Origin of the sequence: Flavobacterium sp. LC2016-13 (assembly GCF_009707955.1) — a bacterium.
GTDB lineage: Bacteria > Bacteroidota > Bacteroidia > Flavobacteriales > Flavobacteriaceae > Flavobacterium.
The window spans coordinates 321,571-336,050 of the sequence record NZ_WMDQ01000005.1; the positions used below are offsets into that span (position 1 = coordinate 321,571).

Annotated in this window: 13 protein-coding genes and 1 tRNA gene; 10 read left to right on the forward strand and 4 right to left on the reverse strand. The window is 30.5% G+C overall.

From position 1 onward, the window contains the following. The first annotated feature begins 21 nt into the window (after positions 1-21). The 3 genes from GKZ86_RS13105 to GKZ86_RS13115 are packed head-to-tail and all read left to right on the forward strand — an operon-like array spanning position 22 to position 2,165. A complete protein-coding gene (locus tag GKZ86_RS13105) occupies positions 22-690 on the forward strand; it encodes a head GIN domain-containing protein (RefSeq protein WP_154783556.1) in 669 nt (222 codons plus the stop codon). A 15-nt stretch (positions 691-705) separates the two neighbouring features. Beyond that, positions 706-1,386, forward strand: a complete 681-nt coding sequence (locus GKZ86_RS13110) for a LysE family translocator (RefSeq protein WP_154783557.1) — start codon at positions 706-708, stop codon at positions 1,384-1,386. Between the two features lie 11 nt (positions 1,387-1,397). Continuing rightward, positions 1,398-2,165 carry a GldM family protein gene (locus tag GKZ86_RS13115; RefSeq protein WP_154783558.1) on the forward strand — a complete coding sequence of 256 codons (768 nt, stop codon included), beginning with the start codon at positions 1,398-1,400 and terminating at the stop codon, positions 2,163-2,165. A gap of 276 nt (positions 2,166-2,441) precedes the next feature. On the opposite strand, the gene GKZ86_RS13120 is transcribed toward GKZ86_RS13115, so the two are convergent. Then, a tRNA-Cys gene (locus GKZ86_RS13120) sits at positions 2,442-2,512 on the reverse strand. Between the two features lie 93 nt (positions 2,513-2,605). Beyond that, positions 2,606-2,965: a dihydroneopterin aldolase gene (gene folB / locus GKZ86_RS13125; RefSeq protein ID WP_154783559.1), complete on the reverse strand. Its 360-nt coding sequence runs from the start codon at positions 2,963-2,965 to the stop codon at positions 2,606-2,608. Between the two features lie 107 nt (positions 2,966-3,072). Between folB and GKZ86_RS13130 the strand changes: the two genes are divergently transcribed. The 5 genes from GKZ86_RS13130 (at position 3,073) to GKZ86_RS13150 (ending at position 7,670) form a co-directional block, all read left to right on the forward strand. Next, a complete protein-coding gene (locus GKZ86_RS13130; RefSeq protein WP_154783560.1) occupies positions 3,073-5,190 on the forward strand; it encodes a glutamine--tRNA ligase/YqeY domain fusion protein in 2,118 nt (705 codons plus the stop codon). Between the two features lie 896 nt (positions 5,191-6,086). Beyond that, complete coding sequence (locus GKZ86_RS13135) at positions 6,087-6,566, forward strand: hypothetical protein (protein ID WP_154783561.1); 480 nt, start codon at positions 6,087-6,089, stop codon at positions 6,564-6,566. A 92-nt stretch (positions 6,567-6,658) separates the two neighbouring features. Then, a complete protein-coding gene (locus GKZ86_RS13140) occupies positions 6,659-6,985 on the forward strand; it encodes a YtxH domain-containing protein (protein WP_154783562.1) in 327 nt (108 codons plus the stop codon). A gap of 76 nt (positions 6,986-7,061) precedes the next feature. After that, positions 7,062-7,412 (forward strand): competence protein, encoded by a 351-nt coding sequence (locus tag GKZ86_RS13145; RefSeq protein ID WP_154783563.1) that lies wholly within the window; start codon positions 7,062-7,064, stop codon positions 7,410-7,412. Positions 7,413-7,415: 3 nt separating this feature from the next. Then, the gene (locus GKZ86_RS13150; protein ID WP_154783564.1) at positions 7,416-7,670 is read left to right on the forward strand and encodes a DUF6327 family protein; all 255 of its coding nucleotides are present in this window, start codon (positions 7,416-7,418) and stop codon (positions 7,668-7,670) included. Positions 7,671-7,690: 20 nt separating this feature from the next. Here GKZ86_RS13150 and GKZ86_RS13155 read toward each other — a convergent pair whose 3' ends face one another. Continuing rightward, entirely contained in the window at positions 7,691-8,674 is a 984-nt protein-coding gene (locus GKZ86_RS13155) for an SPFH domain-containing protein (RefSeq protein WP_154783565.1), read from the reverse strand. Between the two features lie 132 nt (positions 8,675-8,806). Next, positions 8,807-10,312 carry a glutamate--tRNA ligase gene (gltX, locus tag GKZ86_RS13160; protein WP_154783566.1) on the reverse strand — a complete coding sequence of 502 codons (1,506 nt, stop codon included), beginning with the start codon at positions 10,310-10,312 and terminating at the stop codon, positions 8,807-8,809. A 164-nt stretch (positions 10,313-10,476) separates the two neighbouring features. Between gltX and GKZ86_RS13165 the strand changes: the two genes are divergently transcribed. Then, a complete protein-coding gene (locus GKZ86_RS13165; protein WP_154783567.1) occupies positions 10,477-13,884 on the forward strand; it encodes a DUF4175 family protein in 3,408 nt (1,135 codons plus the stop codon). Next, positions 13,881-14,300, forward strand: coding sequence for an rRNA maturation RNase YbeY (ybeY, locus tag GKZ86_RS13170; RefSeq protein ID WP_154783568.1), 420 nt, complete (start codon positions 13,881-13,883; stop codon positions 14,298-14,300). The genes GKZ86_RS13165 and ybeY overlap by 4 nt, the downstream gene beginning before the upstream one ends. The last annotated feature ends 180 nt before the right edge of the window (positions 14,301-14,480 follow it).

Sequence of the window (14,480 nt, forward strand, 5' to 3'; positions counted from 1 at the left end):
TTAAATTTAAAAAATTAAAGTATGAAAAAGTTAATTATAGGTGCGGCAATATTAGTTGCACAGTTATCTTTTGGTCAGGTTACCAAAGATTTAGGCGATTTTGATTCCGTAAAAGTATTCGATAAATTAAGTGTAAAACTAGTTCAGTCGACTGAAAATAAAATTGTTATTAAAGGACCTCGTGAAGCAGAAGTTGAAGTTGTTAACAAGAAAGGTTTATTAAAATTAAGAATGCCTTTTCCTAAATTATTATCTGGAGACGATTTAGATATTACAGTATATTACAAACATTTAGAACTTATTGATGTAAACGAAGGAGCACATGTTTCAAGCAAAGATGCTATTAAGGCTACTGCTTTTAAAGTTAGCGCTCAGGAAGGTGGAAAAATCAATGTTGATTTAGATGTTGAAAAACTAAATGTAAGCTCAGTTTCAGGTGGAGAAATTACTTTATCAGGTAAAGCTTCAAACCAGGAAGCAAGTTTAGGAGCAGGTGGATATCTTCTTGCAAGTAAATTAAGTACTGCACAAACTAAAGTAAGCGTTTCTGCGGGAGGAAAAGCAGATGTGAATGCTTCTACTCTTGTTGATGCAAAAGTAAGCGCAGGTGGCTCTATTTACATTTATGGGAAACCGAAACAAATTAATCAAAAAACGGTTTTAGGTGGTAAAATCGAAGAAGTAAAATAATCAAATTGTATTTGAATGATAAATGATATTTTAGCTGGACTACCATGGGGACTTTTCTTAAGTTTCATGGTAGGTCCAGTATTTTTTATACTATTGGAAACCAGTATTACAAAAGGATTCAGAGCAGCACTTGTTTTTGACCTAGGTGTGGTATTAGGTGATATTTTTTTTATAGGAATTGCTTATTTAGGAAGTTACAGACTTATTCAGAGTTTAAAAGATAAACCTGCATTGTTTATTTTTGGGGGAATAATTATGTTGGCTTACGGTGTAATTTCGTTTGTAAGATTGAGAAATGAAGAAAAAATTGATGACGAAGAAATTGATCGCGATATTATAAAAAGAAACTATGGCAGTTTATTTATAAAAGGCTTTTTACTTAACGTTATTAACATTGGAGTTCTTGGTTTTTGGTTAGCCGTGATTATTTCTGTTGGACCAAAATTAGATATGCAAAACTCAAGAATGATTACTTTTTTTACTTCAGTTATCATTACTTATTTACTTGTTGATTGTCTTAAAATATTATTAGCCAAACAATTAAAAACTAAATTAACACCAACTAATATTCTTAAAATTAAAAAAGTAATTAGTATTGTTTTAATGGTTTTTGGAGCTGTGTTAATAACTCAGGGTTGGTTTCCAAAAGAAAAAGAAATGGTTAAAAATGCTTTTGAAAAGATTGAAAAAAAGTAGTTGATTATCATATGAAAATACAACTTTTAGTTTTCCTTTTTTGTTTTTCTTTATCAATTACGGCTCAAAAAGATTCTACAATTGTTAGTAAGTCTAATATAGCTGTAGTTTCTGCTGATAAATTAAATGTTGTTTATAGAGGAATTTTAAATCCAATCTCTATTTCAGTTCCAAATTGTAGATCATTTATTGCAACTAGTTCAGGATTAAATAAAATATCAGAAGGAAAATATTCACTTAGTCCAGGTCAAGGTCTTTTTTCAATAATTAAGCTTGACATTGAATTGAATAATGGCTCTAAAATTACAGAGGAACATAAATTTAGAATTAATGGAATTAATCATATTTTCGCAAAGATTAATGATAGAAGTAATTGTGAAAAATGTATTTTAGAAATGACTAAAGAAGAACTGTATAACTCTAATATTCAATATAGTTACCCTGACGATTTTCTTTTTGATTTGAATCTTTCCCGATACAAAATAAATAATTTTCTAATAAAATTTTCCAATAATAAAAAGATTGTTATTGCGGGAAATAGTTTTAATAATAATGTTAATAGTAAAATTAAAAAATTAAAAAAAGGCGCTATTTTCGTAATTGATGATATTGGTTATTCTTTTCCAGGTTCTGAAAATTATCTCTTACCTAGATTGATTCCTATTAAAATTATGATTGTAGAGAAAGAAATACAAGAAAACTATTATGAAAGCAAAGAGTTTATCAGAGATAGTATTCGAAGAATAAAAAATGAAAAAAAGCTTTTAAAAAATAATTAAAAACCTCTGAATTTCAGAGGTTTTTTTATGTCTAACCATAAAGTGTGTCATTTCGACAGAGGAGAAATCACATAACGGAATTCCGGTTCGTTGCTCTCTGGATGTGATTTCTCCTCCGTCGAAATGACACAAAATGCGAAAAAAATTAAACATAAAAAAAACTCCAAGTTTCCTTGAAGTTTTAGAGCTATCGTCCGGATTCGAACCTATATTTTTAATTAATTTTTTCTAAAAATTAAACATAAAAAAACCTCCAAGTTTCCTTGAAGGTTTTTGAGGCATCGTCCGGATTCGAACCGGAGTAGGAGCTTTTGCAGAGCCCAGCCTAGCCGCTCGGCCACGACGCCGTAGTTGAACGGACGGCAAAAGTAACTAAAATCTTTAAAATTCAAAAGTTTAATGTAAAGTATTTTAAAAAATTAGTTTTTTATTTCGTAGAATTATTTTCTAATTTCTGTCATTTTTATAGTAACTGATTCAACATCACCACCAATAGGAGGATTTATCTTAGAAACAGAAACAGTTGTTTTTTGTATCGTTTCAATCTCTGCAAGTACACGATTATTGATTCTTTTGGCTACATGTTCTAATAAATGCGAACGAATTGCCATTTCTTCAGTCACAATTTTGTTTAAATGAACATAATCAACCGTGTCTGCAAGATGATCTGTTTGTGCTGATTTTTGTAAATTGGTTACAATTTTTAGATCGACAGTGTAGTCTGATCCAATTTTTCCTTCTTCAATCATGCATCCGTGGTATGAAAAAGTTCGGATGTTTTTTAGCTTTATGACTCCCATTTTCTTATTGTTTCAAGTTTAAAGTTTCAGGTTTAACGCCACTTAAGTAACTTTAAACCTGAAACCTGAAACCTTTTTTTTATCTTTGCTAAAATTACTATAAAATAATGGCATCAGAAGAGAAATCACTCAATTTTATTGAACAAATCATAGAGGAAGATTTAAAATCAGGTCTTTCGCAAACTAAGCTTCATTTTCGTTTTCCACCAGAACCAAATGGTTATTTACATATTGGTCATGCAAGTTCTATTGCATTAAATTTTGGTTTAGGAATTGATTATCAATCTCCTGTGAATTTACGTTTTGATGATACAAACCCTGAAAAAGAAGAACAGGAATTTGTTGACGCAATTAAAAAAGATGTTGAATGGCTTGGATATACTTGGGCTGAAGAACGTTATGCTTCTGATTATTTTCAACAATTGTATGATTGGGCCGTTTTATTAATTAAAAAAGATAAAGCCTATGTCGATAGTCAATCTTCTGAAGATATGGCCATTCAAAAAGGAACTCCATCTACAACCGGAACAGATAGTCCGTTTAGAAATCGTTCTGTTGAAGAAAATCTAGACTTATTTGAAAGAATGAAAAACGGTGAATTTGAGGCTGGTACTCATATTCTTCGTGCAAAAATAGACATGAAATCAACCAATATGTTGATGCGTGATCCTATCATGTACAGGATTTTACACAGACATCACCATAGAACCGGAGATAACTGGAAAATTTATCCAATGTATGATTGGGCACACGGACAAAGTGATTATTTAGAAGAAATATCACACTCATTTTGTACACTTGAATTTTTGCCACACCGTGAATTATATGATTGGTTTTTAGATCAAATTTTAGATGAAAATAAATTGCGTCCAAAGCAAAGAGAATTTGCAAGACGTAACTTATCACATACCGTTGTTAGTAAAAGAAAATTACAACAACTAGTTAAGGAAAAGCATGTTAACGGTTGGGATGATCCAAGAATGTCAACCATTTCAGGATTAAGAAGACGTGGTTATACAGCTGCATCTTTACGCAATTTTGCCAATACAATTGGTATTGCAAAGCGTGATAATTTAATAAATGTATCGGTTTTAGAATTTTGTATTCGTGAAGATTTAAACAAAATTGCACCTCGTGTAATGGCTGTTTTAGATCCTGTAAAACTGGTAATTACAAATTATCCGGAAGGAAAAGAAGAGTGGCTTGAAGCCGAAAATAATCAGGAAGATGAAAGTGCAGGATTCAGAAAAGTACCTTTTTCTCGTGAATTATACATAGAAAGAGAAGACTTTTTAGAAGATGCTCCGGCTAAATATTTCCGTTTGACTTTAGGAAAAGAAGTACGTCTTAAAAATGCTTATATCATTAAAGGAGAAAGTGTTATAAAAGATTCTGAAGGAAATATTACTGAAATTCATGTAACTTATGATACCGATTCTTTAAGCGGAAGCGGGACAGAAGCAAGCCAAAGAAAAGTTTCTGGAACTTTACATTGGGTTTCTATTGAACATGCAGTTGAAGCAGAAGTTCGTTTGTACGATCGTTTGTTTACAGATGAAGCTCCGGACAGTTATAAAGAGAAAAATTTCTTAGATTTTGTCAATCCAAATTCATTAGAAATTGTAAAAGGATTTGTTGAACCAAGTTTGGCAACAGCTCAAAATGAAGATAAATTTCAGTTTCAACGTTTGGGTTATTTTACGGTTGATAAAGACTCAACTGCTTCAAAATTAGTATTTAACAAAACTGTTGGATTGAAAGATGCCTGGGAAGAAAAAGGCAAAAAAGAAGAAAACAGCATCAATAATTCTTTAAAAGATATCAATAAATATTTTAAAGTAGAAACTAAACCGGAACGTATTGCAATAGAAAGTGCAATAGGGGAGAGCATCAAAAATGTTTCTAGTTTTTCTTTAGTACAAAATTCATTAAAGAAAAATATCAACAATAATAAAGGTTCATTATTGTTTGCTCAATTTATTTTAAAATATTCTAATTGGAAATCTTCTGATTTTGAAGAAGACGATATTAAAAAATTATATACGATGTCTCTTAGAAGTGAATCTACTTATGTACGATCAAAAGCACTTTTAAATTTAAGAGATATAGAAAATGAAATTTTAAGAAATCAATTTGAGAATGAAATTTTAGTTGCTTTTTCTAATCCACCAAAAAATGCTTCCGAAAGAGAAATTGAAATTCTTTCAGAAATGGTAAAGAAATAAAATAAATATAATCTATTAAAAAGCGCTTTTTATAAGCGCTTTTTTTATTATTTACTTTTTCTATTAAAATTTAAAAATTAATAGATTTATTATATTAAAAGTGACCTTCATAAATTAATTTTAAGACGTTTTTTTATTTCTTCCGACTCATTAATCATCTTTTGAAAGATGATTAAATAGAAAGCTTTATTTTAATTTTATCTCATATTTTACAGTAGTTTAGAGCTTATTAACAACGAATTGTTTATAACCTCAAAAGTTGAATTACAATTGAAAATTCAGGTAAATTTTAACCTCAAAATTGGTTTAATTTTGAAAATTTTAATTTACAACTAATATCAATTTTAATGATTGTTATTTATTATTTAACTGTTATTAATTATTATTAATAAAATCTATTACATAATTTAAAATTATAAATTTATTATATTAAAAGTGATCTTCATAGCTTAATTTTAAGCTAATTTTTAACTTCTTCCATCTCTTTAGTCATCTTTTGAATTATTGTTGATTTTTGAGCCTTATTTCAAATATAGACACTATTTTTCTTAGTTTAACGGGTTATTAACATACAATTGTTTATAAAGTTGGTATTTTTATCGAAAGGTGAGAGTTGAATTTTTAAGATTTTAGAAATGATACTTTATGAATCAAATCTGAGTTTTTCTAAACTTCAAAAATTATTTTTGTTTTTAGAATTTATTCTAAGTCTGAATTCTGAAAATTGGTTTTATGGTCAATTTTTTATTGTGATTTTGTTTTTGATAATACTGTGGCGTAAAAGTATTTTTCATTGCATTTCATAATTTTCAAATTTCATGAAATTGGTTTTGTGGTTTATTTAAAATTTGATTTTCAATTTGAACTAATTTTTTTTAACCCTTAAATTTAAATTTATGAAAATTCTATTTTTTACGCTATCTATTTTATTTGCCAATATTTCAATTTCTCAAACACATCAAATTACAAAACACAATGGAGAACAATTAGATGTTAATTTTATTAAAAGTGAAAATGGTTTAATTTACTATTCGCTTGAAGGAAATTCTGAAGAACATAAAATTAGCAAATATGCAGTTTCAAAAATTACCAATAAGCAAACAAATCAAACTCAAAAAATATCAGATAAAGTTATAGTAGATTCAAAATCAGATTATAAATTGGTAACAGTTTTATCTCAGGAAAAGGCAATAGGACTAAAACAAGTTGCTAATTTTTCCGGAGTCTCGACAAAGACAAAAGGAGAACCGCCAATTGCAAATCAAAATAATACATATATGAGAATCAAAACACAATCTGCTTCAAGTGGTTATCCTTTTGTTAGCATTGTAGAAAAGTCTGATGGCAAATATGAAGCCATTGCTTATGTGTATTAATAATAGTGTTAATTTATAATCAAATTACTTTTAATCAATAATTTATAATTCAAAAAAAGAGTATCTTTATTAATCATTTAAATTTTAATATTATGTCAAATAATTCAAATACAATCGCAGCAATCTTGGCTGGTGCTGCCGTTGGCGCGGCAATCGGAATTTTATTGGCTCCGGATAAAGGTTCAAAAACAAGAGCAAAACTTAAAGAAGGTTTTGATGATGCAACCCATAATTTAAAAGATTCATTTGGAGCTACTTCAGATGTTCTTCGTGAAAAATTTACAAATGCAACGCAAAATCTAGATGGAACTTTCGATGAATTACTTTCAAATGTGAGTCATAAAACAGAAGAAGTAATTACATTTCTAGAATCTAAATTAGCTGACTTAAAAGCACAGAACGCTAAACTTCAGAAATAATAAAAATTATATGGCACAAAATTTACTTATTTTTATGAGTAATTTTGTGCTTCTTTTTTTAATTTAAACTACAAATATGGCTTTTGAAGAGTTAAAAGAAAACGTTGATAATATTCAGGATCAGACAAAAGTTTATCTGGAAAGTCATTTAGCGTATTATAAACTTTGGGGTTTTAAGGTTGCGATGAAATCGACAACTTTAATTTTTAAGTTCACTTTGATCTTATTGTGTTTCAGTATGGTTTTACTTTTTGGATCTTTTGCTGCAGCTTATGCTTTTGGAGCTTTATTTAATAGTACGGCACTTGGATTTTTAGCAGTAGGAGGGATCTATTTTGTTTTTACAATTTTACTTTTCTTTATAAAAGATAAATTTGTAGAAGGTCCGATTTTGGAAAAATTCTCTGAAATATTTTTTAACGACTAATTTATGGAGACAAAAAAATACGCATCGTACGCTGAAATCGAAAGAGATCTTGAAATTTTGAAACTTGAAAAAGAGATTAATTATCAGAAATTAGTTTTGAGTTTTCAAAAAACCAAAGAAAGTATTACGCCCCAAAATATTGTTGGCGGGTTATTTTATTCTTATAAAGATTACTTTTCAAATTCATATCCAAAAATTTTACAAGCAATTTTACCATATATAATCAACTGGTTTATCAATAAAAAAAGAGGCAATTAAGCCTCTTTTTTGTTTTAAAATTATTGTTGTGTTTCTGGTAGAATGTCATCTTCATAACCAGATTGAGGTTGAATAGGTTTTGGTTTCTCTATTTTTTTATTGTTTTTCTTCATCATTTCACCAACCTGATTTGATGCTGTAAATGATGCAACCATATTATTCAGCATATCACTTCCGGCTTGAGGAGAATTTGGTAACAAAATTAAGTTAGAATTTGCATCTGCACCAATAGCTTGTAATGTATCATAATGTTGAGTTACTACAATTAAGGCAGAAGCTTCTTGAGAATTGATTCCAACATTGTTCAAAACTTCAACACTTTCTACAAGACCTCTTGCAATTTCACGACGTTGATCTGCAATACCTTGACCTTGTAAACGTTTACTTTCGGCTTCGGCTTTTGCTTTTGCAACAATTCTAATTCTTGAACTTTCCGCTTCAAATTCAGCAGCCGTTTTTTCTCTGTCTGCAGCATTGATTCTGTTCATTGCATTTTTTACCTGAATATCCGGATCAATATCAGTAACCAAAGTATTGATAATATCATATCCATAAGTTGTCATTGCTTCATTCAATTCTCTTTTTACGGCAATTGCGATATCATCTTTTCTTTCAAAAACATCATCCAATTTTAGTTTAGGAACTTCGGCACGAACAACATCAAATACATAAGCAGTAATTTGATCGTGTGGATATTCTAGTTTATAAAATGCATCATAGACTTTATCCTGGATTACTTTAAACTGAACCGAAACTTTCATTTTGATAAAAACGTTGTCTTTAGTTTTAGTTTCGATAATAACATCTAACTGTTGAATTTTAAGATTTACACGTCCGGCCAATCTGTCAACCAACGGAATTTTTAATTGTAATCCTGAATTTCTTACACTGTGAAATTTTCCAAATCTTTCAATTACTACAGATGATTGTTGTTTTACTGTAAAAAAAGAAGACATGAAAATGAATAATCCGAAGACTATTAGAATAATAAATGCTGTACCCATAATGATATTGATTTAATTTTTGATTGGGTAAATTACGAATATTCTTCCAATTGTAATTTTTTAAAATATAAAAAAACGCTAAGAACATTTTAATAATGTTTCTTAGCGTTCGTTATTTGAAAATTTGATTCTTTATAAAGTTGCAATTGCTTTCTGAATTCTCGAAATAGTTTCTTCTTTTCCTATGATTTCAACAATGTCAAATAGGTGAGGACCTTTCAAAGCTCCAACCAAACTCAAACGGAAAGGCTGCATCACTTTCCCCATTCCAATTTCGTTTTTCGTTAACCAGTCTTTTACGATAGCTTCGATATTTGCAGAATCAAAACCTTCAATATATTCTAGAGTTGAAATCAATTCCTGCATTAAAGTTGGCGTTTCTTCCTTCCAGTTTTTGCTTGCTTTTTCATCATAAGATGTTGGAGCCTGGAAAAAGAAATCAGTCAAATCCCAAAATTCAGAAACAAAATGAGCACGTTCTTTAATTAAAGAAACAATTCTTGTAACATCAAATTTAGAAATATCAACACCTTTTTCTATTAAAATAGGAGTGAAGTCTTTCGCTAAATCAGCATCATTTTGTTTGATTAAATATTGATGATTGAACCATTTGTTTTTCTCCGGATCAAACTTAGCTCCGGATTTGTGAACTCTGTTCAAGTCAAAAGCTTCTACTAATTCTTCTAAAGAAAATAATTCTTTATCAGTTCCATCATTCCAACCTAAAAGAGCAAGGAAGTTTACAACCGCTTCCGAGAAAAATCCATTCTCTCTATAACCAGATGAAATGCCTTCTTCGGTTTTCCATTCTAATGGAAACACAGGAAATCCTAATTTATCACCATCTCTTTTAGATAATTTTCCGTTACCAACCGGTTTCAAAATCAAAGGTAAATGTGCAAATTCCGGTGCATCCCAACCAAAAGCTCTGTATAATAAAACGTGAAGCGGCATCGATGGCAACCATTCTTCTCCACGAATTACATGAGAAGTTTCCATCAAATGATCATCAACAATATTCGCTAAATGGTATGTTGGCATTCCATCACTTTTAAACAAAACTTTATCATCAAGTAGACTCGTTTCGAATTTTACATCACCGCGAATAATGTCTTTTAAATGTAAAGTTTCATCAACCGGAGTTTTAAAACGAATCACATAATGTTCTCCATTTGCAATTCTTTTAGCAACTTCTTCAGCAGAAATTACTAAAGATGTATCTAGTTTTTCACGGATTGTATGATTGTAAATAAATGTTTTTCCTTCAGCTTCTTGTTCTTTTCTCAAAGCATCAAGAGCTTCCGGAGTATCAAAAGCGTAATAAGCCCAACCCGAATTGATCAGTTGGTCAGCATAAGTTTGGTATAATTCCTTACGATCACTTTGTCTGTACGGACCAAATTTTTCATTCTTGCCAACGGTTTCTTCAGGAGCAATTCCCAACCATTCTAATGCTTCCATAATATAAGCTTCTGCACCCGGAACAAAACGAGTTTGATCTGTGTCTTCAATTCTCAGATAAAAAACACCATTGTTTTTTTTGGCAAATAAATAATTAAATAGGGCAGTACGAACTCCGCCAATATGTAATGGTCCAGTCGGACTTGGTGCAAAACGCACGCGAACTTGCTTTGACATTTGTTTAAATTTTGATGCAAAGATACAACATTCGTCAAAAGTCAAAAGTCGAAAGTCTGAAAGCTTTTTCGCCAAAGTTTACATCTTTTGACTTTCGACTTTTGACGTTCAGACTTATTATTATAATTACTACTTTTATGGGTTATAATCAAAACAGATTCAACTTGAAAACAACATCTGCCATATATCAAAAGTTAGAGGCTTTTATTAAAAAATATTACACGAATGAATTGATAAAAGGAATACTTCTTTTTACTGGTTTTGGACTAATTTATTTTTTATTCACGCTTTTTATAGAGTATTTCCTTTGGTTAAAACCATTAGGAAGAACCCTTTTATTTTGGATATTTATAGGAGTAGAAGTTTTTCTGTTGTTTCGATTTATATTATTTCCAATTTTCAAGTTGTTCAAACTTCAAAAAGGAATCGATTATAATCAGGCTTCGGCGATTATCGGAAATCATTTTACAGAAGTAAGTGATAAGTTGACGAACTTTTTACAGCTTTCGGCTTCTGAGAATTCAGCAGAAAGTTCCGAGTTGATGTTAGCTTCAATAGAGCAAAAAGCAAATTCATTGCAGCCAATTCCGTTTAGCAATGCCATCAATTTTAATTCAAACAAGAAGTATTTACCATTGGCAATAATTCCAATTTTGCTTTTTGCAGTGTTTTATATTTCAGGAAACAGCAATATTATTTCTCAAAGTTTAAATAGAGTAGTACATTTTAATGCTACATTTTTACCTCCGGCTCCTTTCAAATTTGTGGTTTTAAATGAGAATTTGCAAACAGAGCAAAACAAAGATTTCGTTATTAAAATGGAATCCATCGGTAATGTCGTTCCTGAAAATGTAATGATTCATATTGGTAACGAAAGTTATTTTATGGAATCTTCTCAACCAGGAAAGTTTGAATTCAAGATTGAAAAACCGGTAGATAATGTTTCATTTTCTTTTGAAGGAAATTCAGTTTCATCTGAAGAATATGAATTGAAAGTAATCACAGTTCCGTCAATTGCCAACTTCGAAATGGTGTTGAATTTTCCATCATATCTAAAAAAGAAATCAGAAACTATTCAGGGAACAGGAAACGCAATCGTTCCGGAAGGAACTTTAGTGACCTGGAAAATGAATACACAATCGACTCAGGAGATTGTTTGGAAGGATGAAAACGCAACTTTAAAGTTTAATAAAGCCGAAAATGAGTTTAAATTGGCTAAAAATATCAGTCAAAACACAGAATATCAAATTCTTACTTCGAATAATAAGGTCAAAAACTACGAAAAATTAGATTATCAGCTGTCTGTTATCAAAGATCAGCATCCAACAATCAATGTTGCTCCGGCTCCTGATAGTTTAAAGTTAGATAAAAATTATGTTTTAGGAAGATTGGGAGATGACTATGGTTTGTCAAAATTGCAAGTTGTATTCTACGAACGCAACAAACCAAATACTGCTAAGCGTGGAACGATTCCTGTAAAGCAAGCTGTATTTGATCAGTTCGTTTTTTCGTTCCCGAGTAATTTGCCAGTAGAAGAAGGAGTGTCTTATGAATACTATTTTGAGGTTTTTGATAACGATGCACCACATGGTTTTAAGAGTACAAAGTCTTCTGTTTTTTCAGACAGAGTTTCGACTACAGATGAAGTTCATGATTTAGAATTGCAACAACAAAATCAGAATATAAATAGTTTATCGAAATCTTTAAAGAATCAGGAAAAGCAATTTTCTGAAATGGATAAGATTAAAAACACTGGAAAAGAAAAAGAAAATTTAGAGTTTAAAGACCAACAGAAAATCAATGAATTTATCAAACGTCAGAAACAACAAGATGAATTGATGAAGCAATTTGCTGAGAAAATGAATCAGAATTTAGATAAGTTTAAGTCTGAAAAGAAAGATAAAACAGCTGATGATTTGCAAAAACGTTTAGACAATGCAGATAAAGATTTAGAAAAAAACCAAAAGTTATTGGATGAGTTGAAGAACTTAAACGACAAATTGAATAGCGAAGAGCTGTTTGATAAAATGGAAAAGTTCAAACAAATCAGTAAAAACCAATCTCGTAATCTAGAACAATTGGTTGAACTAACCAAACGTTTTTATGTAGAAAAGAAAGCAGAGCAGGTTGGAGAGAAATTAAATAAACTTTCAGAACAACAAGAACAGCTTTCAAATAAAGAAAAAGAAAACACAAAAGAGAAACAAGACGATATCAATAAATCTTTTGATAAGATTCAGGAAGATTTAAAAGACCTGAAAGAAGAAAATAAAACATTAAAATCTCCTTTAGATATTCCATCTGATGCTTCAAAAGAAAAAGATTTAGATGATGATTTGAATAAAGCTTCAGAAGAATTAAGTAAAAAGAATACATCTTCGGCTAAGCCAAAACAGAAAAGTGCAGCCAAGAAAATGAAAAGTATGGCGCAGCAAATGCAGTCAAGTATGGAAGGCGGCGATCAGGAACAACTAGAAGAAGACGTTGCAATGTTACGTCAGATTCTTGATAACCTTTTGGCATATTCATTATCTCAGGAAGATGTAATGAAACAATTTAAATCTATGAAATTAGGTTCTTCGGCATATACGAAGAACATTAAAATTCAACAGAATTTAAAACAACAGTTCAAACATGTAGACGATAGTTTGTTTGCTTTATCATTACGTAATCCAAAAGTTGCCGAAGATGTAACGAAAGAAATAGGAAATGTTCAGTACAATATTGATAAAGCAATTGAAACATTAACCGATGTTCAGGTTCCAAAAGGAGTTTCGCACCAACAATATGCAACTTCATCTGCAAATAAGTTAGCCGATTTTTTAAGTGATTTATTAAACAACATGCAGATGTCTATGTCTAAACCGGGACAAGGAAAACCAAAACCAGGTGACGGAAAGGGAATGCAATTACCAGACATTATTCAAAAGCAAAAAGGTTTAGGAGAGAAGATGAAAGAAGGAATGAAAGAAGGAGATAAACCAGGCCAAGGTCAAAGTGGTAAAAGTGGAGAAGGTAAAGATGGAAAAGAAGGACAAGGAAAACAAGGTCAGGGAAAAGAAGGACAAGGTCAAGGTCAGGGTAAAAGTGGTCAGGGCAAAGATGGAAAAGGAGGTCAGTCTGGTGAAAAAGGAAATGATGGAAAAGACGGAAATGATGGAGAAGGAGATGCTGAAAAGATAATGGAGATTTATAAAGAGCAAGTAAAACTTCGTGAAGCATTGCAAAAGGAGTTAGCAAAAAAAGGATTGGATGCTCAGGGAAGATCTGTTTTAGAACAAATGAAACAATCAGAAAAGCAACTTTTAAATAAAGGTTTCAAGAATGAGAACCTGCAGCGTATACTTAATATTCAGCAAGAATTATTAAAATTAAACAATGCAGTTCAGCAACAAGGCCAGGATACGAAGCGCGAATCTGAAACTAACAAAGCTGAATTTACCAATCGAACAAATGCTTTACCAAGCTCGTTATTGGAATATTTAAACAGTGTGGAGATTTTAAATAGACAATCACTACCTTTGCGCTCGAATTTTAATCAAAAGGTTCAAGAATATTTTAACACAAAATGATCGACTTTAATTACGAAACAGAATTTACTTTAGATAACGAACAAGCCTTTTCTGATTGGTTGAGTGCTGTAATCGTTTCTGAAAACAAAAACGAAGGAGAGATAAATTACATATTTTGCGATGATGAATATCTTCATAAGATAAATGTAGAATATCTCAATCACGATACATTAACAGATATTATCAGTTTTGATTACACTGTTGGAAACGAATTAAACGGAGATATTTTTGTTTCTGTTGAAAGAGTAAAAGACAATGCAAATGATTTTAATGTTTCTTTTGAAGAAGAATTAAAACGTGTTCTTGCTCACGGTATATTACATTACTGTGGATACAAAGACAAAACAGAAGCAGATGCTGAATTAATGCGTTCTAAAGAAGATGAGAAAATTGCAATGTTTCACGTGGAACAGTAAGGAACTTGTTTCAGGTTTTTATTGTTTCATGTTTAAAACATAATAACACAATAATAAAAATTGTTCCACGTGAAACGTTTTAATTAAAATATTTCAGAAAGTGTTTCACGTGGAACATATAAAATCGACTCAAGTAAAGAACAAGATCGAAGAGATGTTTCACGTGGAACATGAAAATTT

Bases quoted from the DNA above. Each gene is read 5' to 3' on its own strand.
- GKZ86_RS13110 (WP_154783557.1), top strand. From the start codon at position 706: ATGATAAATGATATTTTAGCTGGACTACCATGGGGACTTTTCTTAAGT.
- GKZ86_RS13135 (WP_154783561.1), top strand. From the start codon at position 6,087: ATGAAAATTCTATTTTTTACGCTATCTATTTTATTTGCCAATATTTCA.
- gltX (WP_154783566.1), bottom strand. From the start codon at position 10,312: ATGTCAAAGCAAGTTCGCGTGCGTTTTGCACCAAGTCCGACTGGACCA.
- GKZ86_RS13115 (WP_154783558.1), top strand. From the start codon at position 1,398: ATGAAAATACAACTTTTAGTTTTCCTTTTTTGTTTTTCTTTATCAATT.
- GKZ86_RS13145 (WP_154783563.1), top strand. From the start codon at position 7,062: ATGGCTTTTGAAGAGTTAAAAGAAAACGTTGATAATATTCAGGATCAG.
- GKZ86_RS13105 (WP_154783556.1), top strand. From the start codon at position 22: ATGAAAAAGTTAATTATAGGTGCGGCAATATTAGTTGCACAGTTATCT.
- ybeY (WP_154783568.1), top strand. From the start codon at position 13,881: ATGATCGACTTTAATTACGAAACAGAATTTACTTTAGATAACGAACAA.
- GKZ86_RS13155 (WP_154783565.1), bottom strand. From the start codon at position 8,674: ATGGGTACAGCATTTATTATTCTAATAGTCTTCGGATTATTCATTTTC.
- GKZ86_RS13150 (WP_154783564.1), top strand. From the start codon at position 7,416: ATGGAGACAAAAAAATACGCATCGTACGCTGAAATCGAAAGAGATCTT.
- GKZ86_RS13140 (WP_154783562.1), top strand. From the start codon at position 6,659: ATGTCAAATAATTCAAATACAATCGCAGCAATCTTGGCTGGTGCTGCC.
- GKZ86_RS13130 (WP_154783560.1), top strand. From the start codon at position 3,073: ATGGCATCAGAAGAGAAATCACTCAATTTTATTGAACAAATCATAGAG.
- folB (WP_154783559.1), bottom strand. From the start codon at position 2,965: ATGGGAGTCATAAAGCTAAAAAACATCCGAACTTTTTCATACCACGGA.